Genomic DNA, 22808 nt, shown 5'->3' on the forward strand with positions numbered 1-22808 from the left:
AACAAGGGGACGGGGTATCAACATATCTGGCGTTGACTTTTAGCACGCTGTTGAGTTCTCAAAGAACGGACGCTTCCTTCGCAACCCTTTCACAGGCCACTCCGGGCGCTTCCCTCTCGGTGAATCCGACCTTACCAGAATCGCTTTCCTATTCCGTAATCCGGTCTTGGAAGGCTTCCGGCCGACGAGGTCCTCCGGACGAAGCTCGTCCGGTACCCGTCGAGGTGGAGCAGTAAACATACTCGGGCGGGGCGGCCCGATGCAAATCGAGGCGCCCCGCCCGGAGTTGGCGTCAGACCTCGACGACCACGGGGAGGATCATCGGGCGCCGGCGGTAGGTGTCGGAGACCCACTTGCCGACGGTACGGCGTACCAGCTGCTGGAGTTGGTGCGCCTCCGCGATGCCGTCCTGGGCCGTCTTGGCCAGGACCTCGTCGATCTTCGGCACGACGCGCTCGAAGTCCGCGTCGTCGATGCCCGATCCGCGCGACTGGATGTGCGGGCCGCCGACGATCTTGCCCGTGCTGCTGTCCACCACGACGAACACCGAGATGATGCCCTCGTCGCCGAGGATGCGACGGTCCTTGAGCGAGGACTCCGTCACATCGCCGACGGAGAGACCGTCCACGTACACGTAGCCCGCGTGCACCTTGCCGGAGATCTTGGCCTTGCCGTCCAACAGGTCGACGACGACGCCGTCTTCGGCGATGACGACACGGTCGCGGGGTACGCCGGTCTGGGCGCCGAGCTCCGCGTTGGCGCGCAGATGGCGCCATTCGCCGTGTACAGGCATCAGGTTCCGCGGCTGGCAGATGTTGTAGAAGTACAGCAGTTCGCCCGCGGAGGCGTGGCCTGAGACGTGGACCTTCGCGTTGCCCTTGTGGACGACGTTCGCGCCCCACCGCGTCAGGCCGTTGATGACCCGGTAGACGGCGTTCTCGTTGCCGGGGATGAGCGACGAGGCCAGGATCACCGTGTCACCCGGCACGATGCGGATCTGGTGGTCGCGGTTGGCCATGCGGGACAGTGCCGCCATCGGTTCGCCCTGCGACCCGGTGCACACCAGCACCACTTCGTCGTCCGGCAGGTCGTCCAGCGTCTTCACGTCGACGACGAGGCCGGCGGGGACGTTGAGGTAGCCCAGGTCGCGGGCGATGCCCATGTTGCGCACCATCGAGCGTCCTACGAACGCCACGCGGCGCCCGTATTCGTGTGCGGCGTCCAGGATCTGCTGGATCCGGTGCACGTGGCTCGCGAAGCTCGCGACGATGATGCGTTTCTGCGCGCTCGCGAAGACCTGCCGCAGGACGCCCGAGATCTCGCGCTCCGGCGGGACGAAGCCCGGCACCTCAGCGTTCGTCGAGTCGGACAGCAGGAGGTCGATGCCTTCCTCGCCGAGGCGGGCGAAGGCACGGAGGTCCGTGAGGCGGCCGTCGAGCGGAAGCTGGTCCATCTTGAAGTCGCCGGTGTGCACGAGCATTCCGGCGGGTGTGCGGACGGCCACAGCGAGGGCGTCCGGGATGGAGTGGTTGACCGAGACGAACTCGCAGTCGAAGGGGCCGATGCGCTCCCGGTGGCCTTCCTCGACCTCCAGGGTGTACGGCCGGATGCGGTGCTCCTGAAGCTTGGCCTCGATGAGGGCGAGGGTCAGCTTGGAGCCGATGAGCGGGATGTCGGCCTTCTCGCGAAGGAGGAAGGGCACGCCGCCGATGTGGTCTTCGTGGCCGTGCGTGAGCACGATGCCGTCGATGTCGTCGAGGCGGTCCCGGATCGAACTGAAGTCCGGAAGGATCAGGTCGATCCCGGGCTGCTCCTCCTCGGGGAAGAGCACACCACAGTCGATGATCAGCAGGCGGCCGCCGAATTCGATGACCGTCATGTTGCGGCCGATCTCGCCGAGACCACCGAGCGGTGTGACCCGCAGGCCGCCTTCGGCGAGCTTCGGCGGCGAGCCGAGCTCGGGATGCGGATGACTCAAAAGACTCTCCTCACCAGACGCGCGCCACGCTCCCCCTGGCCTCCGGCATGGGGACCCTCTGGCCCCCGGCTCGGGGAACCCCCTGGGACACGTGGCGCGCGCGATATTCGTGAATGCTTCGTTATGCGTATTCGGTCGTTCTGATCATGTCGTCGTTATGCGGGCTTCGCCCGTCGTGCTGCCGTCGCGTCGGTGTTCAGATTTCTACGCCGCCGTGGGCGAGGTCATGCCTGAGCTGCTGGGTCTCCTCGGGGGAGAGCTCGACGAGAGGCATCCGCAGCGGGCCGGCGGGCAGCCCGCGGAGCGCGAGGGCGGCCTTCGTCGTGATGACGCCCTGCGTGCGGAACATGCCCGTGAAGACGGGCAGGAGCTTCTGGTGGATCTCCGTGGCCTTCGTGACGTCCCCGCTCAGGTGCGCCTCCAGCATGGAGCGCAACTCTGGGGTGACGAGATGGCCGACGACGGATACATACCCGACCGCGCCGACGGAGAGCAGCGGCAGGTTCAACATGTCGTCTCCGCTGTACCAGGCGAGGCCGCTGGTGGCGATGGCCCAGCTCGCGCGCCCGAGGTCGCCCTTGGCGTCCTTGTTCGCGACGATGCGCGGGTGCTCCGCGAGGCGGACGATCGTCTCCGTGTTGATGGGGACACCGGAGCGGCCGGGGATGTCGTACAGCATCACCGGCAGGTCGGTGGCGTCGGCGATCGCGGTGAAGTGCCGGAAGAGGCCTTCCTGCGGCGGCTTGCTGTAGTAAGGCGTCACCGCGAGGAGGCCGTGCGCACCGGCCTTGGCGGCGTCGCGGGCCAGCTCGAGGCTGTGTGCCGTGTCGTTCGTGCCGGCTCCGGCGACGACATGGGCGCGGTCTCCGACCGCCTCGACCACCGCCCGGACGAGCTGGGCTTTCTCGACATCGCTGGTGGTCGGGGATTCGCCGGTGGTGCCGTTGACGATCAGACCGTCGTTGCCTGCGTCGACCAGATGGACGGCGAGTCGCTGCGCTCCGTCGAGGTCGAGAGCACCGTCAGCGGTGAACGGCGAGACCATCGCGGTCAGGACCCGCCCGAAGGGCGTGTGCGGTGTGGAGGTCGGAGCCATGGGGTCCACGCTACTCGCAGCCAGGCCCGGCGGGGGCCCTCGGGGCCATCGTCCTGGTCATCCGCGACGTGACGGGCCTCACCATGAGGGAGACCCGGCACTGCCTGCTCGGGGGTTCAGGCAGTACCGAGCCTCGTTTTCAGCGTAGGCGCACTTCGCGAATCCCCGCAATCCAGACAGTTACGGCGCGACGCGACCGTTGGCATTGAAGGCCGCGTGCGTCAGGGGCATCAGCTTCGCCCACTGCTCCTCCATCAACTCGCCCACCATCTCGATCTCGCGCTGGGGGAAGGAGGGCACCTTCGCCTGCTCGTGCTGGGTGCGCAGGCCGAGGAAGTGCATGAGCGACCGGGCGTTGCAGGTGGCGTACATCGAGGAGTAGAGCCCGACCGGGAGGACGGCACGCGCGACCTCGCGGGCGACGCCCGCCTCCAGCAGACGCTGGTAGGTCTCGTACGCCTGACGGTAGGACTCCTCCATCGCCGTGGCGGTAAGGCTGTGCTGCTCCGGGGTGCCCTCCACGAACTCGTACTTGCCGGGGCGGCCCTGCTGGACGAGTTTGCGCGCGGCGTCAGGCGTGTAGAAGACCGGCTGCAGCTCGCGGTACCGGCCGGACTCCTCGTTGTAGGACCAGCCGACGCGGTGGCGGTGGAACTCCCGGAACACGAACAGGGGGGCGCTGATGAAGAAGGTCATCGAGTTGTGCTCGAAAGGACTGCCGTGCCGGTCCCTCATCAGGAAGTTGATCAGCCCCTTGGAGCGCTCGGGATCCTTGTGCAGCTCCTCGAGGGATTTCTCGCCTCCGGTCGAGACCCTGGCGGCCCAGAGCACGTCGGTGTCCGCAGCGCTGTGCTTGACCAGTTCGACGGTCATCTCGCTGCGGAAGCTGGGGGCAGCTGTCCCTACGGGGGTCTCGGTCACTGACAGGTCCTTCCGGTAGTGCAACGGAGCGCGCCCAGCCTACGGCGCTCCGCCGACAGCCCGGCCGCGCGCTCCCCCGGCGAAGAAGCGGGGCCGCATGACGCAGGGCTGCGGACGCGGACTCGCCCGCGGGACAAATCAGGAAGGCGCTTCGCCCCGATATGCGACTTTCGTCAGGACAAATGGATCTTCCTTTTGAGATAAGGCACCCCGGTGCACGAAGTCACAAGGGCGCTTGGTACTTTTCACTGACGATCCCGGGCCTCGTGGCACTTCTCAGCCCTCCCGGACGTTCTTCACATCGCAGCCAAACACACGACCTCAAGACAGGAGCCCCCTGCCCATGCCCCGCCGCGGAGAGTCAGTTCCGTTCGCGTTCATCGCCGACGCCGACCGGTTCCGCAGCAATGTCACACCGCCGCCTCGCGCCGAGCGCAGCCTCGCCCAGCGGGCAGGAAGTGCGCTGTTCGGCCTGACCGTGGTCGCGGGGCTGGCCGGCTCCCTCCTCCTGGGCGTTCCGGCTCTCGACCCCGACGAGCAGTCCCAGCGGGGCGGCCCCGCCGCGGCTGAGGGCCGCTGACACACCCGCACGGCACACGTTCGACGCGCCGCGTCGACCTGCCGGGCTGGCCGGGTTCCGCAATAGCTCGCTAATGTCCTCGCGCACCACCCGAACGAGTCCACCGCGAGCGAGGATCAGCCTGTGCCACTGCCTTTTCTGACGGCCGATGGCCAAGCGGACAGCGACCACGCGGATCTGACCCCGCTGCCGCACGACGCACGCGAGTACTGGCGCCGGCCCTACCGGCCCGGCCCCTGGCGGGTCGGCGGGGCGGCGCTGCTGCTGCTGCTCGCTTCCTACCTGCTGTTCTCAGCGTTGATCATCGCGCTGGCCGGAGCCCTGCCCGGCATGGCCGTGTGCCTCGGCGCAGGTCTGCTGGTGATCGCTCTGGCGCTGCGGCTGCTGCGCGTGGGGATCTGGGTGAGCGCCTACGGAATGCGCCAGGTGAGGCTGCTGAACACGGTGTCGCTGAGCTGGCGCCGGGTGGCAGCCGTCCGCACCGTGCAGCAGCCCGTCAAGTGGCTCGGACTGCCCCGGACCGTGCAGGGGCAGGCCCTCGCCGTCGTACGTCAGGGTGACGACGAGCCGCTTCGTCCCCTGCTGACCGATCACAACGCCGACTTCCTCGCGAGACCGGAAGCGTTCGACCGTGCCGCGGACGTCATCGAAAGCTGGGCCGCTGAGTCCCGTCCGGGAGCCTCCCGGTAGCACTGCTGCCGGCGGCGGTCAGCCCTGGTCGCGTCCGGTGTCGTCGCCGACGCTGCCGTGGGTGCCGTCCTGACGCGTGCCGCGCTGCTGAGCAGCAGGCGCGGATACTTCGGCCCCGTCGTGCAGGACGATGGCGTGCCGCATGGCCTTGCGGGCGCGTGGTGTGTCACGGGCGTCTCGGTAGGCGACGGCGAGACGGAACCAGCACCGCCAGTCGTCCGGCGACTGCTCGACCTCGGTCTGACGCTTCGCGAACACGGCGTCCGCCGAATCCCTGTCGATCCGGCCCGAGGGTGTGCGCCGCAGTTCGTCGACGGGCAGACCGCCCTCGGCCTCCAGTTCGCGGGCCAGGCGCCCGGCGCTCCGGGCGAACCGTGTGGTGTGCCAGAGGAACCAGACGCCGATCACGGGCAGGACCAGCACCGCGAGCCCGAAGACGACGGTCACCGGGGTGCCCTGTTGGATCAGCAGCACCCCCCGGCTTCCGACCAGCACGAAGTAGAAGACCAGCAGCGCGGCGAGCGCGAAGTATCCGAGTCTGGCGCGCACGCTCGTCATCGGTCCAAGTCGAGGAAGTGCTCAAGCCCGAACGTGAGTCCAGGCGTGGAGACCACCCGCCGCACGCCGAGCAGCACACCCGGCATGAAGGAGCTGCGGTGCAGCGAGTCGTGCCGGATGGTGAGCGTCTCGCCCTCACCGCCGAGCAGCACCTCCTGGTGCGCGACGAGTCCGCGCAGCCGCACGGCGTGCACAGGAACGCCGTCCACGTCGGCGCCGCGGGCACCTTCGAGGCCGGTGCTGGTGGCGTCGGGCTGGTCGGGGAGGCCTGCTTCCTCGCGGGCGCCGGCGATGATCTGGGCGGTGCGTACCGCCGTACCGCTGGGTGCGTCGGCCTTTCCGGGGTGGTGCAGTTCGACGACCTCAGCCGATTCGAAGAACCGGGCGGCCTGCTGTGCGAACCGCATGGTCAGCACGGCACCAATCCCGAAGTTCGGTGCGATGAGCACACCGGTCCCTGGCGAACCGTCGAGCCAGCCCCGCACGGTCTCCAGACGCTCGTCCGTCCAGCCAGTGGTACCGACGACACAGTGGATGCCGTTGCGGACGCAGTGCTCCAGGTTGCCCATCACGGCGTCGGGATGGGTCAGGTCGACGGCGACCTGTGTGCCGGCGCCCCTGAGGGCTTCGAGGCTGTCGTCGCGGTCGAGCGCGGCGGCCAGCTCCATGTCGTCGGCGGCCTCCACGGCCCGTACGGCCTCGGAACCCATTCGGCCCTCGGAGCCGAGGACGGCCACACGCAGCTTGCTCATGGTTCTTTCCTTCGCGGACTTGCAGAGATGACGGCGGGACGGACTGAGAGGCCGAAGCCGTCAGGCGACGGCCTCGTGCAGCTGCGACGCCTGACGGTCGGTGAGCGGGCCGATCACGGCCAGCGACGGACGCTGGTCGAGGACGTCCCGTGCCACTGCCCGGACGTCGTCGGGAGTGACGGCGGAGATCTTCGCGAGCATGTCGTCGACCGACAGCTGCTCGCCCCAGCACAGTTCGCTCTTCCCGAGCCTGTGCATCAGCGCGCCGGTGTCCTCCAAGCCCAGAACGGTCGAACCGGTCAACTGGCCGATGGCGCGCTTGAGCTCGTCGTCGGGCAAGCCGTGGCGTGCTGCCTGGTCCAGCTCGTCGCGGCAGATCTTCAGCACGTCCGAGACCTGACCGGGACGGCACCCCGCGTAGACGCCGAAGAGACCGCAGTCGGCGAATCCAGAGGTGTAGGAGTACGTGCTGTAGGCGAGGCCGCGCTTCTCACGGATCTCCTGGAACAGACGGGAGCTCATGCCCCCGCCGAGAGCCGCGCTGAGCACGCCCAGCGCCCAGCGCCGGTCGTCGTTCCGGGAGACCCCCGGCATGCCCAGTACGAGATGTGCCTGCTCGGTACGGCGGTCGGACAGATCGACGCGGCCCTGAGCGCGCACGGACCGCGTGCCGGTGCGGGGCCCTACGGGTTCCGCGCTCCCGTCCGTACGGCTGAGGGCGCCTGCCCGGTCGAAGGCGGCACGCACCTGCTCGACGACCGTGTCGTGATCCAGGTTGCCCGCGGCGGCGACGACCAGGTGCGGCGGGTCGTAGTGCTTGCGGTAGAAGCGGGCGATGCGGTCGCGGGTCAGCGAGTTGACCGTCTCCACGGTGCCGAGCACCGGGCGGCCGAGCGGTGAGTCACCGAACATCGTGTGGGCGAACAGGTCGTGCACGCAGTCGCCCGGGTCGTCCTCGGTCATCGCGATCTCTTCGAGAATGACACCGCGTTCCGCCTCGATCTCGGCGGGATCGAGAACGGAGCTGGTCAGCATGTCGCCGACGACGTCGATGGCCAGGGGAAGGTCCGCGTCGAGGACGCGCGCGTAGTAGCACGTGAACTCTTTGGAGGTGAAGGCGTTCATCTCACCGCCGACGGCGTCCAGCGCGGCCGAGATCTCCAGCGCGCTGCGGCGTTCCGTGCCCTTGAAGAGCACGTGCTCCAGGTAGTGGGTCGCTCCGTTGAGGGCGGGCGACTCGTCGCGGGAGCCGACGTGGACCCAGATGCCGATGGTGGCGGAGCGCACGGTGGGCACTCTCTCGGTCAGAACCCGCAGCCCGCCGGGCAGCACGGTCTTGCGGACCTCGCCCCCGCCCGTAGCGCTGCCGGCGCTGCCGCCGCCGCTTCCACCGACGCGTCCGCCGACGGACATCGGCTTCACCCTCCCTGGTGTACGGGCGACGGCCCGCCCCTCCGTGGTGGTGGGGCGGGCCGTCGCGCGGTGCGTGTCTGTCACTTGTCGCCCGCGGCGTCCGCGGACGCGCCGTCGCTCTCCTCGGACTTCTCGGAGCCTTCGGCGTCCTCGTCCAGCACGGGGATCAGCGAGAGCTTGCCGCGCTGGTCGATCTCGGCGATCTCGACCTGGACCTTCTGGCCGACACCGAGGACGTCTTCGACGTTCTCCACGCGCTTGCCGCCGGCGAGCTTGCGGATCTGCGAGATGTGCAGCAGACCGTCCTTGCCCGGCAGGAGCGAGACGAATGCCCCGAAGGTGGTCGTCTTCACGACCGTGCCCAGGTAGCGCTCGCCGACCTCGGGCATCGTCGGGTTGGCGATGCCGTTGATCGTCGTGCGGGCGGCCTCGGCGGCGGGGCCGTCGGCGGCACCGATGTAGATGGTGCCGTCGTCCTCGATCGTGATGTCGGCGCCCGTGTCCTCCTGGATCTGGTTGATCATCTTGCCCTTGGGGCCGATGACCTCGCCGATCTTGTCCACGGGGATCTTCACGGTGATGATCCGCGGCGCGTTCGGAGACATCTCGTCCGGGACGTCGATGGCCTCGTTCATCACGTCGAGGATGTGCAGGCGCGCGTCGCGGGCCTGCTTCAGCGCCGCGGCGAGCACCGACGCCGGGATGCCGTCGAGCTTGGTGTCGAGCTGCAGCGCCGTGACGAACTGGCGGGTGCCGGCGACCTTGAAGTCCATGTCGCCGTAGGCGTCCTCCGCACCGAGGATGTCGGTGAGGGTGACGTAGTGCGTCTCACCCTCGATCTCCTTGGAGATCAGGCCCATGGCGATACCGGCGACGGGAGCCTTGAGCGGCACGCCCGCGTTCAGCAGCGACATCGTGGAGGCGCAGACCGAACCCATGGACGTCGACCCGTTTGAGCCGAGCGCCTCGGAGACCTGCCGGATCGCGTAGGGGAACTCCTCGCGGGTCGGCAGGACCGGCACGATGGCGCGCTCGGCCAGCGCTCCGTGGCCGATCTCGCGGCGCTTGGGAGAACCGACGCGCCCCGTCTCACCGGTGGAGTAGGGCGGGAAGTTGTAGTTGTGCATGTAGCGCTTGCGGGTCACCGGGGAGAGGGTGTCCAGCTGCTGCTCCATGCGGAGCATGTTCAGCGTCGTCACGCCGAGGATCTGCGTCTCGCCGCGCTCGAAGAGCGCCGAGCCGTGCACCCGCGGGATGGCCTCGACCTCGGCGGCGAGCGTACGGATGTCCGTGACGCCGCGGCCGTCGATGCGCTTCTTCTCCTTGATGACGCGCTCGCGGACCAGTTCCTTGGTCAGCGTGCGGTACGCCGCGGAGATCTCCTTCTCGCGCCCCTCGAACTGGGGAAGCAGCTTCTCGGCCGCCAGGCCCTTCACGCGGTCCAGCTCTGCCTCGCGCTCCTGCTTGGCGGCGATCGTCAGAGCCTGGGCCAGCTCGTCGCGCACGGCTGCGGTGAGGGCCTCCAGCACGTCGTCCTGGTGGTCCAGGAAGATCGGGAACTCGGCGACCGGCTTCGCTGCCTTGCCCGCGAGGTCCGACTGGGCCTTGCACAGCACCTTGATGAAGGGCTTCGCCGCCTCGAGACCGGCGGCGACGACCTCCTCGGTCGGCGCCTCGGCTCCGCCCTTGACCAGCTCGACGGTCTTCTCGGTGGCCTCGGCCTCGACCATCATCACCGCGACGTCCCCGTCGGGGAGGGTGCGGCCGGCGACGACCATGTCGAAGACGGCGTCCTCGAGCTCGGTGTGCGTCGGGAACGCCACCCACTGGCCGCGGATCAGCGCGACGCGCGTGGCGCCGATGGGGCCCGAGAAGGGCAGGCCGGACAGCTGCGTGGAGCAGGAGGCGGCGTTGATGGCGACCACGTCGTAGAGGTGGTCGGGGTTGAGCGCCATGATCGTCTCGACGATCTGGATCTCGTTGCGCAGGCCCTTCTTGAAGGACGGGCGCAGCGGGCGGTCGATCAGGCGGCAGGTGAGGACCGCGTCCTCGGAAGGGCGGCCCTCGCGGCGGAAGAAGGAGCCGGGGATCTTGCCGGCCGAGTACATCCGCTCCTCGACGTCGACCGTCAGGGGGAAGAAGTCGAGCTGGTCCTTGGGCTGCTTGGAGGCGGTGGTGGCCGACAGCACCATGGTGTCGTCGTCCAGGTACGCCACGGCGGATCCGGCGGCCTGCCTGGCCAGCCGGCCCGTCTCGAATCGGATGGTGCGGGTACCGAAGGCGCCGTTGTCGATGACGGCTTCGGCGTAGTGGGTCTCGTTCTCCACCAGGGATATCTCCTCGTCTGCGTCCACCGCCCGTGTGGCGGTGGACCGGCTGCGGAGGAGCGCTCCGTGTGCGGGCCGGTCTTCGATCGAAGCACCCGGAACCGTCTGGGTGTCCGGGGGCCACTACCGAGGACCGGCTACGGGCGGGGCGCCCCTGCCGCGTCAGTCTGCGTAGTGAGCGTGCATGTGTTCTGTTTCCGTACGGCCTGCCGTACGTGTTTCCGTCGCGCCGGCCGCATGTCGTGCTGAGGCCAGCCTACAAACCTTCCTGGCCCGGCAGGTACGGCGAAGGGAGCGGCCCCCTGCTGCGGGAACCGCTCCCTCCTTCACGTTCAGCGGGCGCCGGCCGCGCCACGGCGGATGCCGAGGCGCTCCACGAGCGCACGGAAACGCTGGATGTCCTTCTTCGCGAGGTACTGCAGCAGGCGGCGGCGCTGGCCGACCAGCAGCAGCAGACCACGGCGCGAGTGGTGGTCGTGCTTGTGGCTCTTGAGGTGCTCGGTCAGGTCCGAGATCCGGCGGGAAAGCAGCGCCACCTGGACCTCGGGGGAGCCGGTGTCACCCTCCTTGGTGGCGAACTCGGACATGATCTGCTTCTTGGTCGCGGCATCGAGAGACGACACACGTACTCCTTCAGGGGATCTGCCCGGCGAGCGCCCCTGGTCTTCGTCTCAGGGGATGCTTCGGCTACTCGGAGGGCCGGCCCAGCCTACCAGCGCTTCCGGACGCCTCCGCCCGCCCCCCGTGCTGCTGGGGGCGGGCGGAGGCACTGACGGCACAGGCGCGTACTCAGCCTCCGACGGAGCCGCGGACGGCGGCGTAGACGTCGAGCACCGCGAGGCAGAGCGGGATCAGCGACAGCAGGACGAACGTCTCCGTGAGCTCCATGACGCGGCCCCAGAAGGGGGTGAGGCCCGTCCGCGGCACGATCAGGCCGACGGCCGAGACCAGCGCCGCGGCGACCGCGATGGACGCCGCGATCCAGACCGTACGGACGTCGAGCCCGGCGCTGTCGCCCGTGACGAGGTCGCGGACCAGCTCCGTCGGCGGGTTCAGGGAGAGACCGAGCGCCAGCAGGGTCAGCGCGCCGAGTCCGGCGACGAGCGCACACGTGACCTGGGAGGTGTAGCGGAAGAGGCGGGCGCGCAGCAGCATCGCGATGCCGGTGGCGAGCGCGAGGAGCTGTCCCCAGCCGTTGTGGGAGAAGCCCAGCACGGCCGCCGAACCCACCACGGCGGCGCACCAGCCGCCCACGAGACCGACGAGCATCTCGTGTCCGCGGCGGGCCTGGGCGGCGATGCGCTCGGCGTCGAGGGGGCCCTGGATGGAGCGTCCGCTGTCGCGGGAGTTCTCGTAGCCGCCCGCGCGGGGTTCGAAGCCTATGGGCAGCCGCGCGAAGCGCGCGGACAGGCCGGGGAGGAAGGCGATGGTCCCGACGGAGAAGGGGGCAGCCACCGCCGCCGCGTCGACCGCTCCGATGTCGGCGATGACGGCGATGAAGGTGAAGACGGTGCCCACCGCCGAGACGATGGCGGACGCGACGAACGGGCCGTCACCCCGTGGCGTGATCGCGATCAGCACCGCCGAGGCGAGCAGCACCGCGACGCAGCCCAGCAGGAACTGGAGCCGGCCGATCCCCTCACCCTCGTCCAGGGGCAGGATCCCGGACCCGGCGATCATGATGTGCGGCATGGCGCCGAGCCCGAGGGCGATGGACGTCGCCCTGTCCTCGTAGACGCGGGCGCGGACGCATGCGAGCGCGACCAGCAGGACTCCCGCCGCGGCGGCGATGATGCCGGGCAGCCCGTGCATGTCGTGCTTGACCGGATCGGCGAACCACAGGGCGAAGGCCATGAGCACCAGCAGCACACCGCCGCCGGTGAGTCCGGCCGCCCGCATGTGCCGCTCGTTCCACAGGGCGCGGTCGCGCCGCACGCCCGAGGCGACGGCGTCGCTCACGTCGTCGAAGACGGCGGAGGGCAGCGAGTCGGCGAAGGGGCGCAGGAGCAGCACCTCGCCGTCCCGGATGCCGTTGCCCGCCAGGGACAGGCCCGACTCGAGGACCCGCCCGTCCCGGCGCACGAGGTGGTACCCCGAGAGCGAGCCCTCGGCGGGGCTGCCTCCGGAGAGCCGGGCGATCTCCGGATAGACGTCGGACAGGGGCACGTCCTCGGGCAGCGCCACATCGATGCGCCCCCCGGGAGCAACTACCGTGACGCGGCAGAAGCCTGTCGCTGCGGTCGTGGCCACCTTCTTGTTCCCCCTTGCTGACTGCTCGGACTCGGCGTCACGCCGAAATAAGACATCTCGGGCTTTGTGGATTGCCCCAAACTCCCGCGCCGTGGAAGCACTTGGGGAAGATTGCGCGTCACCTTACCGTCCGCGGCGGACAGTCGGTCCTCCCGGATACCGGAGACTCCCACACCTACTAGGATCAGCGTCTGCATGACCGGTAGCTGTTGCGAGGGCGGGGGCGTCGGTGCGGAATTGCGAAATAATCGTGAAGGACTGATGTAACGGTGAGTGTGGTCATCGTGAAGCGGCAGCCACGGGTCATGCCGCCGACCGTGCCCGAAGGGGAAGTCAAGCTGGAATCCCCTCCCGAACTGCCGCGCGACGGGGACAACGACATCTGGATGAATCTTCTGCCCGTGATGGGCATGGGAGGTTCGGTCGCATTCTTCTTCATGCCGGGCTCACAGCCTTACATGAAGGTCGTCGGCGGTCTGATGGCGGTCTCCACGGTCGCCATGGCGATCGCACAGGTCGTGAGGGCGCGGCGAGGGGGCCGCGCCCAGATGGTGCAGGCGCGGAGGGACTACTTCCGCTATCTCGACCAGATCCGCAAGGACGTCCGCAAGACCTCGGAGGCGCAGCGCAGCGCGCAGCTGTATCAGCACCCGAGTCCGGAGCAGCTCTGGGCGATCGCCGGTGACGGCAAACGGCTGTGGGAACGCCGGCCGTCCGACAACGACTTCTCGTCCGTGCGAATCGGCACCGGCTGGCAGCAGTTGAGCACTCCGCTCGTGGCGCCGGAAACAGCGCCGAAGGACGAACTGGAGCCGCTCACAGCGGAAGCGATGAAGTCCTTCCTGGACATTCACCGTTCACTTCCGGATCTCCCCATCGCGGTGAGCCTGAGGGCCTTTTACCACGTTGTCGTCACCGGAACTACCGACGAGGTGTACGGCAATGTCCGCGCGGCGCTCGGACAGCTCTCCGCGCTCCACTCACCCGAAGAGCTGATGATCGCCGTCGTCGCCCACCCGGGTTCGATGGCGGAATGGGACTGGACGAAGTGGCTGCCGCACGCGCAGCATCCGTCGCAGTCCGACGGGGCGGGCCAGGCCCGGCTGTTCTACGACGACCTCGGGCAGCTCGAGGAGTCGCTCTCCAGCCAGCTCGACGGCAGGGCGCGCTGGAACCGCGACGGGACGCCCGTGGCGGACCAGCCGCACATCGTCGTCGTCCTCGACGGCGGCTCGATCCCCCCGGACTCGCAGCTCGCCGGCGCCGAGGGCCTGCAGGGCGTCACGTTCATCGAGGTGGCCCCCGGCTCACTGGACGACCAGATGTCCGGCGGCCTCACCGTGCACGTACGTGAGAAGGCTCTCGACCTCTACGTCGGCCGGGAGGCGGCGTACTCGGGCAAGCCCGACCTGCTCAGCTACGAGCAGGCGGAAGCGCTGGCGCGGCAGCTCTCCCCCTTCCGGATGGGCAGCGGCGACGAGGGCGAACCCCTGCTCTCCAACCTCGACTTCACCGACCTCATGGGCATCGGCGACGCGGGCTCCGTCGACATGTCCCGGACCTGGCGGCCGCGCTCGCTGCACGAGCGGCTCCGCGTGCCCATCGGCATCGGCGGCGAGGGCGAACCCGTCATGCTGGACATCAAGGAGGCGTCGCAGGAAGGAATGGGCCCCCACGGGCTGTGCGTCGGCGCCACCGGCTCCGGCAAGTCGGAGCTGCTCCGTACGCTCGTGCTCGGCCTGGCGGTGACGCACTCCTCGGAGACGCTCAACTTCATCCTCGCCGACTTCAAGGGCGGCGCGACCTTCACGGGCATGGCCGACATGCCGCACACGGCGGCGGTCATCACCAACCTCGCCGACGAGCTCACGCTCGTCGACCGCATGCGCGACGCGATCACCGGTGAGCTCAACCGGCGGCAGGAAGTGCTGCGCAAGGCGGGCAACTACGCGAACATCACGGACTACGAGAAGGCGCGCGCGGCGGGAGCGGCGCTCGATCCGCTGCCCTCCCTCGTCCTGATCATCGACGAGTTCAGCGAGCTCCTCACCGCGAAGCCCGACTTCATCGACATGTTCATCCAGATCGGCCGCATCGGCCGCTCCCTGGGTGTGCACATGCTGCTGGCCTCGCAGCGGCTGGAAGAGGGCAAGCTCCGCGGTCTGGACACGTTCCTGTCGTACCGGATCGGTCTGCGGACGTTCTCCGCCGCGGAGTCCCGCACCGCGATCGGCGTTCCGGACGCCTACCACCTGCCCAACGTGCCCGGCGCCGGCTACCTCAAGTACGACACCGAGACGATGGTGCAGTTCAAGGCGGCGTACGTCTCCGGCGCCTACCGGGCAGCCGGCCCGACCCGGGTCAGCCAGTCCACGCAGACGCGGCCGGTCGAGTTCACCGCCACACCCGTGGCGCTGCCCGCGACGCCGGAGCCGCAGACCGTCGACAACGACACCGTCGACGACGCTCTCGCCGACACCGTGCTCGACGTCATCGTGCAGAAGATGGTCGGACAGGGCCCGTCGGCGCACCAGGTGTGGCTGCCCCCGCTGGACGAAGCCCCGTCCATCGACCAGCTGCTGCCCTCGCTGGCGCCCACTCCGGAACGCGGACTGACGGCGCCGGAGTACACGGCGCTCGGGCGTCTCGTCGTGCCGGTAGCACTGCTGGACAAGCCGTTCGAGCAGCGGCGTGACGTGCTGTACCGCGACTTCTCCGGGGCCGCCGGCCACGGCTTCTTCATCGGCGGTCCGCAGTCGGGCAAGTCGACGCTGCTGCGCACGCTGATGACGTCGTTCGCGCTCACCCACACCCCATCCGAAGTGCAGTTCTACTGCCTGGACTTCGGCGGCGGCTCGCTGCTGGCGATGGAGGGCCTCCACCACGTCGGCGGCGTGGCGAACCGTCTGGACGGCGAGAAGGTGCGCCGCACGGTCAGCGAGGTCATGGCGATCCTCAACGAGCGTGAGGAGTACTTCCGCTCCAACAACGTCGACTCGATCGCCACCTTCCGCCAGCGCCGCGCCGCGGGGCAGCTGCCGGACCAGAAGTGGGGCGACGTCTTCCTCGTCATCGACGGCTGGGCGACGTTCAAGAACGACTACGAGATGCTGGAGAGCGACATCACCGACATCGCCACGCGCGGTCTCGGATTCGGCGTCCACCTCATCCTCACCGCGTCGCGGTACACGGAGGTGCGTCCGGCGCTCAAGGACCTGCTGCAGAACCGGGTCGAGCTGCGGCTCGGCGACCCGTCCGAGTCCGAGATCGACCGCAAGGTGGCCGCGAACGTCCCGGCGGGGCTGCCCGGCCGGGGTCTCAGCCCCGACAAGCTGCACCTGATGACGGCGCTGCCGCGCATCGACGGCTCGTCGACGCTGGAGGACCTCTCCGACGCGACCCAGCAGACGATCCGCGCGGTGAACGACCACTGGAAGGGCGACCCCGCGCCGGCGGTGCGGCTGCTGCCGACGATGCTGGAGGCGTCGCGGCTGCCCAAGGGGTCGGACTACCCGGAGCTCGGTCTCCCGTTCGGCATCGACGAGGCCTCGCTGCGGCCCGTGTTCGTCAACTTCGAGACGGACCCGCTGTTCGTCGTCTTCGGCGAGAGCGAGTCCGGTAAGAGCGCACTGCTGCGGCTGCTCATCCAGAAGATCACGGAGCGGTACTCGCCGGACAAGGCGAAGATCGTCGTCGGTGACTACCGGCGTGCGCATCTGCAGGGCGTGCCGGAGACGCATCTGTCGCGCTACTGCGCGGCCGCGCCCGCCCTGCAGGAGACGCTGGAGGGCCTGGCGGGGTCGATGTCGCGCCGCATGCCGGGGCCGGACGTCACGCCGGAGCAACTGCGCAACCGCAGCTGGTACGACAGCCCGGACGCCTTCGTCATCATCGACGACTACGACCTGGTGGCCACGGGGCAGAACCCGCTGATGCCGCTGCTGGAGTACCTGCCGTTCGCGCGCGACGTGGGCCTGCGCGTCATCATCGCCCGTTCGTCCGGCGGCGCCAGCCGCGCGCTGTACGAGCCGGTGATGCAGCGCATGAAGGAACTGGGCGCACAGGGCATCGTCCTTTCGGGCGACAGGTCCGAGGGCGCGCTGCTGGGCAACATCTCGCCCACGCAACTGCCCGCCGGCCGGGGCTACTTCCAGACGCGGCGACGGGGCGGTCAGCTCGTCCAGACGGGATGGCTGCCGGCGCACAACTGAGGCGGCCGGGGCCCGCGGCAACGCTGCGCCTCGCACACGCGGGATCGGAGCCGGGCAGGGACGTGATCCCTGCCCGGCTCATGTGTGCGGGGCCGGACCGGGCCTCACCGGAACCGACTGTTTCCGTCACACCTCGTGATCGTCACGTGGGATGATGAGGGGACGGGCGCGGGGGCTGAGAACGCACGGAGTACGGACGGTCGCGCTGCCCGCCGCAGAACGCGAACCGGCACGGGAACGAGAAGGAGCAGGCGGCGATGGGGACGCAGCAGGAGAAGGACGAGCTGTACGCGATGGACATCTCCGACGCCGTCTGGGAGTCGGCGCCCGGCGCTCCCGAAGAGGAACGGGTCGAGATCGCCCATCTCCCCGGAGGCGCCGTCGCGATGCGCAACTCCAAGGACCCCGGCACAGTGCTGCGCTACACGCAGGCTGAGTGGCGGGCTTTCGTACTCGGCGCGCGGGACGGCGAGTTCGACCTCGAACCGGCACCGGAGAACGGCCGGGAGTGACGCGGGCGGACCCGGTGCGACCTCGCCGTGGCTCCTGACGGAGCGCCGGTCAGTCCCGGCCCGGGGCAGCAGCGAGGATGTCCGCGTAGTCGGTTCTGGCCGAGCGCCGTTCCATCGAGAGCACCTGCGTCCTGCGCCGCACGGTCATCAGCGCGTTGCCGCCCGGCAGCGCCAGGACACCGCCCAGTTCGAGATCCCCGGCGTACCAAGCGCCCCGCTGCATCGACTCGTCCCAGCGGTTCCAGCGAAGGGGATCGCGGGCGCACATGCTTTCCGACCAGGCCGATCCGTCGTCGTCCACGTACGTGCTCCTGCCGTCCCGCTCATGCCTGTCGGGCAGCCGGAACTGCACGGGAACGCCCCCTGCTTCCTTCGTCCCGGACAGCTTCCGCACCGCCGGGAGCGGTCGCCAGGGGTAGGCCTCCAGGATCCTGCGGGCCTTGGTCAGGCGGGACAGGGCACCGCAGCAGCAGTACAGCGCGCACGGGTACGCCAGGACGGCCGCCGCGCCGATGAGCCCTCCGGCGCTGTTGCCGTCCCGGGCGTCGGCGCCGTCCCACCGCACCTCGGCGAACACGCCGCTCAGCACCAGGGCCGCGACGAACAGGACGCTCCACATCCAGAGCTTGGCCACGACCCGGCGTCGCATGGCCTTCCACACGGCCTGAGTGCCCGGCTCGTCGAACGCCACCGGTGCCGACGGCAGTGGAGGCCCGCTGACTCCCACTTCCGGCTCCTCTCCTCGTGCGCCTGTCCTGGGGCGTGCACGCCTCATAGCGTGCGCGGGCTACAGCGACCGCCGTTCGAGACCTGCGCGACGGGCCTTCTCCAGGCGCTCGGTGCCGGCACGACCGCGCGCTGCGGCGAGCTCGTCCCACTTCAGCGGCTGTACCAGCATCAACTCGCCCGAGCCGGGCACCATCACGACTCCCCCGAAGATCTCGTCGCCCGCGAACCACACGCCGTCCTCGATGTCCCTCGGCCACAGCTTGCCCACCGGCTGGTGGGCGGCCAGTTCCGGGGAGCCTCCGCCGCTCCCGTCCCCAACGCCGAGGCGCAGCAAACGCTTGCCGGAGGCACGCAAGTTGAGCTTCTCCACCGGGCTGCGGAAGGTGAATTCGTAAACCTCCAGCACACGGGCGGCGAGCCGCACCGTGCGCATCTGCGCACCGCAGAAGCCCGTCCCGGTGAAGAAGGTGACAACCGCGGCGGGAGCAGCCATCACGGCGTAGTCGGACTTGCTCAGCGGCACCGCCGCCACCACCACGGCGACGCACCCCACGAGCAGTGCGTAACGCCTCAGCACGACGTTGCAGTGGTGACGCACCACCCCCCGGCGGTCCGAACCGTCCGTCGCGTACGGAACCTTGCCGCGGAAGGGCTCGTAGACCAGCAGCAACGTCGCCGTGACGCTCAGCGCCATGAGAGCGATCAGCCCCGGCACCGCGAGTACCACGAGATGATCGGTCAGCACCGTGAGGGAGAGCCCGTAGGCGGCGACGAACGCCAGGGCCCACTTCAGCAGCAACGCCGGCCGTGACGGCTGCCGCGCACTGCCCGGCCGCACCACGCGCCCCTTTCCCCCGCTGCCCGCCGGCTGCTCCGCGCTCACCCGAAGTCGCTCCGCACGGCGTGGGCGACCGACCCCGCCTCGGGCTCGGCGTGCCCCGGGGACGGATCGGTGAACGTGACCGTACTCGCCACGCCGCGCAGCACGTTCCGGAAGTCGTCGACCGACTGCAGGGACGGCGTGACCAGTTGAATGGCGATGATGGCACCCGCACGCGTGTCCGGAATGGCGACCATGCCCTGCCACACACGGGCCTCCTCCGGACCGTCGGCCCCTGCGGCGGCCGCCCCCGGCACCACGCTGCGCTTGACGGACTCGGTGAGGAACCCCGGCCCGCAAGGGAGTTCGAGAGGGACGATCCCGCTGTCGGCGCCCTCCCCCGCCCCCGAAGCCATGAGCGTGGCGAGTACCGCCTTCGGGTTGACCCCCTGCACCCCCACGCTGGACACCGTGAGCACGGACGTGGCGACGTCCCCCTGCCCGTCCGGATGCATACCGATCGCGCAGCCCTGCACGCGGTGCTTCTGCATCTCCCACATGGTGAGGGCATACAGACGGAACACCTGGTCCGCGCGCTCCCGCACGTCCTCCGGCAGGGCCAGGATCTGCCGCGCCATCCCGTCGAGCTGCTCGCGGTCCGGCCGGACTTCGAGCTGCAGGTAACCGTGGGGGACGTCGTACCAGAACTGCGTGGGCAGCCGTACGGCCGGCTCCTCGCGGGCGGTGCTCACAGTCTCAGGCCCGCTACGAGGTCGCCCACCCCGTCGGCCAGGTCGGCGACGCCGCCCGGCGCTCCGTAGGCGGCCGCACCGGCCTTGGTGAACTCCGCTCCGTCATGGGCGGGCCCGGCGTCCGGGATGACGCCCGCCGTCTCCAGGGAGGACGCCCCGTTGGCGAGCACGTTCGCTCCGTTGATGCCGTACTGCAGCAGCCCCGTGTTGGGGTCCGTGGCGACGTCGAGCGCCTTGAAGTTGAACGCGGAGACCGTCTCCCTGCCGAAGGCCGCGACCTTCGATCCGGCGGACATCACCTCGCCGCCTTCCCTGGCGGCACCGGAGAGCATGCTCACCTCACCGCCGGCCTTGCCGAGGGCGCCGGCGCCGGGGATCATCCCCAGCGCGTCGCCGCCCACGGACGCCCAGGCGCTGAAGGCCTCCATGCCGCCGTACTTGCCCATCAGCGAATTGCGGAAGTCCTCGCTCGCGAGGTTCTTGCTCATGGAGGCGGCACTGGCGACGACGGCGATGCCCGCGAAGACCGGCGCCAGCGGGGTGGGGAACAGGGCCAGGAGACCCGCGATCGCACCGATCGTGCCCGCGTGGTCCAGGAGGAACTTGCCCGCGGCCTTCAGCCCGTCACCGATGGCGCCGAGGGTCTTGCTCAGCCAGCCGGGTTCCTTCGGAGCGAGGTCGTCCTCCGCCTCGTCCAGGGCGTCGGCGACCGAGTTGGCCTCGCGCTCGTGTTCCTTCTCCAGCTCCTTGGCCTTCGAAATAACGCTCTCGTACGCCTTGTTGGCCTTCTCCAGGCTGGCGGAGGCGGACTTGAGGCGGCCCTCCGCGGCGCGCAGGCGCGCGGTCGCCGCGTCGGCCTCGGCCTGGCTCGGAAACTCCTTGCCGCCGAGCTTCAGGTCGGGGTCCTTGCCGGCCTCGTCCTGCTGCGTCTTGGCCGAGCCCTGGGCGGCCTTGGCTTCCTTCGCCTCGTCGTCGTACTTCTTCGCCAGTTCGCGGTTGGACGTCAGGTCGCCGTCCCACTTCTTGAGCTGGGCCGCCGCCTTCTCCAGGGACGCCGCGGCGTTCTTCATGTACTTCGGCAGGTCGCCGTCGAGTTCGTCGCGGAACGCGTTCGCCGCGTCGCCCTCCCAGTGGCTGCTCTCGCCGAGCAGCCGCTCGATCTGCTGGTGCGAACTGCGCAGGGCCTTCGCGGCCTTGTCCACCTTCGTCTTCAGGGAGTGGACCTCGCTCGGGATGCCCGGCACCGGGTTCCAGCCGAGATTCGGGTACGGATTCGCCGCCATCAGTTGCCCCCGCCGGAAGTGCCCTGGTCCGCCATCTGCTTGAGGGCCTTCTCCAGGTTGTCTTCCATCTCCTTGTAGCTCTTCTTGTTCGCCTTCACACCCTCTTTGATGCCGCCGATCAGCTCGCTGATCTGCTCGGAGCCGTACTTCCACTTGTCCTGGAAGGTGTCACACGCCTCGTCGAGCCGTGACGTTCCGATCTGGTCACCACGGACGTGAGAGAGAGCGGTACGGGCCTCGTCCAGGTCCTTGACACTGCTCTCCAACGACTTGACGAACTGATCGAGTTGATCAGTGTCCGTCTTGAAGTGATCCCCCATGACGTACCTCTCCTGAATGCGGACTGAGCACAAAGAGATGCTGGAGCGACGCAGTTACCCGCAGGAAGGGCTGGGCAGAGCGTTGCGCGCCGCGTAGGGCGCCGAGTATACGAGTCCAGGGAACGCCGACAGGCCACCCCGTGTGACAGGTCTGTACCGGTAGCTCTCAGCCACGGCCGACTCCCCGCTCTGCACGTCAAGTCGAACGCAAGCGGCGGTGACTTCCCCTGTAGACGGGCCACTTCAGGCCGGACATCCGAGCGGCCCGGAGCCCGGCATCGTCGCTTTCACTACCTCCGCGACCGCTCTCCGGCACGGCAAGGCATGATGGGCACCTCTCCAACGCGGTGCGAACACCGAAGTGCGGCATGACAGAAGGGCGGATCAGTGAACAACCAGCCCCGGGGCAACGCGTCGGGCGGAACTCCGCCGGGCCCGCAGTCCCAGAACAGGACCATGCTGAAGATCTTCCTGGGTCTCCTGGTGGTCGCCGCCGTCGCCTGGCTCGCGCTCGTGCTCACCGACGCCGCAAAGCCGTCGGACGCCCTCGTCACGGTCGGCGGCGCCTTCGTCATCCTCGCCGCGATCACCGACGCGACGATGCGCCACAAGAGGCAGGCCCGTCAGCGCAGCCCCTTCTCCCTCGACGACATCCGGCAGCGGGTCGACAGCGACGCCCTGCGGCAGCTGAGGGACTCAAAGGGCGAGGTGCCCGCCGTGAAGGAGCTCCGCAAGCAGGTTCCGGAAGCGTCGCTTCTCGACGCCACGAAGGTCATCAGGAGTCTGTGAGGAACAGGAAGGACTTATTGAGGGTTTTCCAACCTGCTTGCTGGCCGGACAGTTGAGGTGCGGAAGTATAGAAGCTCCTGGTAGACGGGTGGGTGTCGAGTCCAAGCCGTCCTGACAGGAGCTTCCGCGTGCTTGTCTACCCAGCCGGCGTCGATCTGTCCATCTCGGCCCTGCGCTTCCTCTCCCGTGAACTGGCCGCACATCGACGGGAACAGGGCACCCGGTGGCGTCGGTTGACCACGGGACGGCAGGCCCTGCTGGTGCTGGCGCATCTGCGGTGCGGCCACACATACGCCCAGCTCGCTGCCGGGTACGGCGTGGGCACCACCACCGCCCTACCGATACATCACCGAGGCCGTCGGCCTCCTGGCCGCCCTCGCTGCGACTCTCGCCGAGGCGATAAAGACCGCATCCACCAAGGCATTCGTGATCCTGGACGGCACCCTGCTGCCGATCGACCGGATCGCCGCCGACCGGCCCTTCTACTCCGGCAAACACAAGAAACACGGCATGAACGTACAGGTCATCACTGACCCGCACGGGCGGCCGCTATGGGCCTCACCTGCGCTGCCCGGAGCCGTCCACGACATCAAGGCCGCGCGCACCCACGGCATCATCGAAGCCCTGTCCGAAGCGGGCGTCGAATGCTGGGCCGACAAGGGCTACCGGGCGCCGGCGGCACCATACGGCTGCCCTACTGGGGTCGCTGGGAGCGACTCTCCGCAGGACAGCAGGCCGTCAACCGCTCGCACGCGAAAATCCGCGCGCTCGTCGAGCAGGCCATGGCCACCCTCAAGAAGATGCGAAGTCCTCAGAGCCCCGAGAGG

Annotated in this window: 19 protein-coding genes and 1 pseudogene; 6 read left to right on the forward strand and 14 right to left on the reverse strand. The window is 69.1% G+C overall.

The features are described 5' to 3' along the window. Nucleotides 1–292: 292 nt before the first annotated feature. The 3 genes from IEY56_RS10165 to thyX all read right to left on the reverse strand — a co-directional run bounded on the left by IEY56_RS10165 (nucleotide 293) and on the right by thyX (nucleotide 3947). A complete protein-coding gene (locus tag IEY56_RS10165) occupies nucleotides 293–1978 on the reverse strand; it encodes a ribonuclease J (RefSeq protein ID WP_189036822.1) in 1686 nt (561 codons plus the stop codon). 196 nt (nucleotides 1979–2174) lie between these two features. Continuing rightward, complete coding sequence (gene dapA / locus IEY56_RS10170) at nucleotides 2175–3074, reverse strand: 4-hydroxy-tetrahydrodipicolinate synthase (protein WP_045865087.1); 900 nt, start codon at nucleotides 3072–3074, stop codon at nucleotides 2175–2177. A gap of 180 nt (nucleotides 3075–3254) precedes the next feature. After that, on the reverse strand, nucleotides 3255–3947 hold the full coding sequence (gene thyX, locus IEY56_RS10175; protein ID WP_229711799.1) for an FAD-dependent thymidylate synthase: 693 nt from the start codon (nucleotides 3945–3947) through the stop codon (nucleotides 3255–3257). Nucleotides 3948–4338: 391 nt separating this feature from the next. Here thyX and IEY56_RS10180 point away from each other — a divergent pair, with 391 nt between their 5' ends. Beyond that, nucleotides 4339–4575, forward strand: coding sequence for a hypothetical protein (locus IEY56_RS10180; RefSeq protein ID WP_045865085.1), 237 nt, complete (start codon nucleotides 4339–4341; stop codon nucleotides 4573–4575). A gap of 123 nt (nucleotides 4576–4698) precedes the next feature. Beyond that, on the forward strand, nucleotides 4699–5265 hold the full coding sequence (locus IEY56_RS10185; RefSeq protein ID WP_189036824.1) for an SCO5741 family PH domain-containing membrane protein: 567 nt from the start codon (nucleotides 4699–4701) through the stop codon (nucleotides 5263–5265). A gap of 18 nt (nucleotides 5266–5283) precedes the next feature. Here IEY56_RS10185 and IEY56_RS10190 read toward each other — a convergent pair whose 3' ends face one another. The 6 genes from IEY56_RS10190 to eccD all read right to left on the reverse strand — a co-directional run bounded on the left by IEY56_RS10190 (nucleotide 5284) and on the right by eccD (nucleotide 12565). Beyond that, nucleotides 5284–5814, reverse strand: a complete 531-nt coding sequence (locus IEY56_RS10190) for a tetratricopeptide repeat protein (RefSeq protein WP_229711800.1) — start codon at nucleotides 5812–5814, stop codon at nucleotides 5284–5286. 5 nt (nucleotides 5815–5819) lie between these two features. Continuing rightward, nucleotides 5820–6575 (reverse strand): 4-hydroxy-tetrahydrodipicolinate reductase, encoded by a 756-nt coding sequence (dapB, locus tag IEY56_RS10195; protein WP_189036825.1) that lies wholly within the window; start codon nucleotides 6573–6575, stop codon nucleotides 5820–5822. Nucleotides 6576–6635: 60 nt separating this feature from the next. Continuing rightward, nucleotides 6636–7988 carry a M16 family metallopeptidase gene (locus IEY56_RS10200; protein ID WP_373292060.1) on the reverse strand — a complete coding sequence of 451 codons (1353 nt, stop codon included), beginning with the start codon at nucleotides 7986–7988 and terminating at the stop codon, nucleotides 6636–6638. 80 nt (nucleotides 7989–8068) lie between these two features. Next, nucleotides 8069–10315: a polyribonucleotide nucleotidyltransferase gene (locus IEY56_RS10205; RefSeq protein WP_189036827.1), complete on the reverse strand. Its 2247-nt coding sequence runs from the start codon at nucleotides 10313–10315 to the stop codon at nucleotides 8069–8071. A 332-nt stretch (nucleotides 10316–10647) separates the two neighbouring features. After that, nucleotides 10648–10938: a 30S ribosomal protein S15 gene (rpsO, locus tag IEY56_RS10210; protein ID WP_074467888.1), complete on the reverse strand. Its 291-nt coding sequence runs from the start codon at nucleotides 10936–10938 to the stop codon at nucleotides 10648–10650. Between the two features lie 166 nt (nucleotides 10939–11104). Then, a complete protein-coding gene (gene eccD / locus IEY56_RS10215; RefSeq protein ID WP_189036828.1) occupies nucleotides 11105–12565 on the reverse strand; it encodes a type VII secretion integral membrane protein EccD in 1461 nt (486 codons plus the stop codon). Nucleotides 12566–12834: 269 nt separating this feature from the next. Between eccD and eccCa the strand changes: the two genes are divergently transcribed. Both eccCa and IEY56_RS10225 read left to right on the forward strand, forming a co-directional pair. Continuing rightward, nucleotides 12835–16776, forward strand: a complete 3942-nt coding sequence (gene eccCa, locus IEY56_RS10220; protein WP_189036829.1) for a type VII secretion protein EccCa — start codon at nucleotides 12835–12837, stop codon at nucleotides 16774–16776. A 257-nt stretch (nucleotides 16777–17033) separates the two neighbouring features. After that, nucleotides 17034–17288: a DUF397 domain-containing protein gene (locus IEY56_RS10225; RefSeq protein WP_045865078.1), complete on the forward strand. Its 255-nt coding sequence runs from the start codon at nucleotides 17034–17036 to the stop codon at nucleotides 17286–17288. Between the two features lie 49 nt (nucleotides 17289–17337). Here the strand turns inward: IEY56_RS10225 and IEY56_RS10230 are convergent, their stop codons facing one another. From IEY56_RS10230 to IEY56_RS10250, 5 genes are read right to left on the reverse strand one after another with little or no spacing between them, the layout of a single operon-like run. Then, a complete protein-coding gene (locus IEY56_RS10230) occupies nucleotides 17338–18015 on the reverse strand; it encodes a hypothetical protein (RefSeq protein WP_189036830.1) in 678 nt (225 codons plus the stop codon). Between the two features lie 60 nt (nucleotides 18016–18075). Next, the gene (locus IEY56_RS10235; protein ID WP_189036831.1) at nucleotides 18076–18900 is read right to left on the reverse strand and encodes a hypothetical protein; all 825 of its coding nucleotides are present in this window, start codon (nucleotides 18898–18900) and stop codon (nucleotides 18076–18078) included. Then, nucleotides 18897–19589: a hypothetical protein gene (locus IEY56_RS10240; RefSeq protein WP_189036832.1), complete on the reverse strand. Its 693-nt coding sequence runs from the start codon at nucleotides 19587–19589 to the stop codon at nucleotides 18897–18899. Before IEY56_RS10240 ends, IEY56_RS10235 begins: the two co-directional genes overlap by 4 nt. Then, complete coding sequence (locus tag IEY56_RS10245) at nucleotides 19586–20872, reverse strand: putative T7SS-secreted protein (RefSeq protein ID WP_189036833.1); 1287 nt, start codon at nucleotides 20870–20872, stop codon at nucleotides 19586–19588. The genes IEY56_RS10240 and IEY56_RS10245 overlap by 4 nt, the downstream gene beginning before the upstream one ends. After that, nucleotides 20872–21192: a DUF6317 family protein gene (locus IEY56_RS10250; RefSeq protein ID WP_189036834.1), complete on the reverse strand. Its 321-nt coding sequence runs from the start codon at nucleotides 21190–21192 to the stop codon at nucleotides 20872–20874. The genes IEY56_RS10245 and IEY56_RS10250 overlap by 1 nt, the downstream gene beginning before the upstream one ends. A gap of 456 nt (nucleotides 21193–21648) precedes the next feature. Here IEY56_RS10250 and IEY56_RS10255 point away from each other — a divergent pair, with 456 nt between their 5' ends. Both IEY56_RS10255 and IEY56_RS10260 read left to right on the forward strand, forming a co-directional pair. Continuing rightward, entirely contained in the window at nucleotides 21649–21981 is a 333-nt protein-coding gene (locus tag IEY56_RS10255) for a hypothetical protein (protein WP_189036835.1), read from the forward strand. A gap of 128 nt (nucleotides 21982–22109) precedes the next feature. Then, nucleotides 22110–22787, forward strand: a pseudogene (locus IEY56_RS10260) (transposase family protein); the annotation flags it as partial. Between the last annotated feature and the right edge of the window lie 21 nt (nucleotides 22788–22808).

The organism is Streptomyces daqingensis, assembly GCF_014645895.1.
Taxonomy (GTDB): domain Bacteria; phylum Actinomycetota; class Actinomycetes; order Streptomycetales; family Streptomycetaceae; genus Streptomyces; species Streptomyces daqingensis.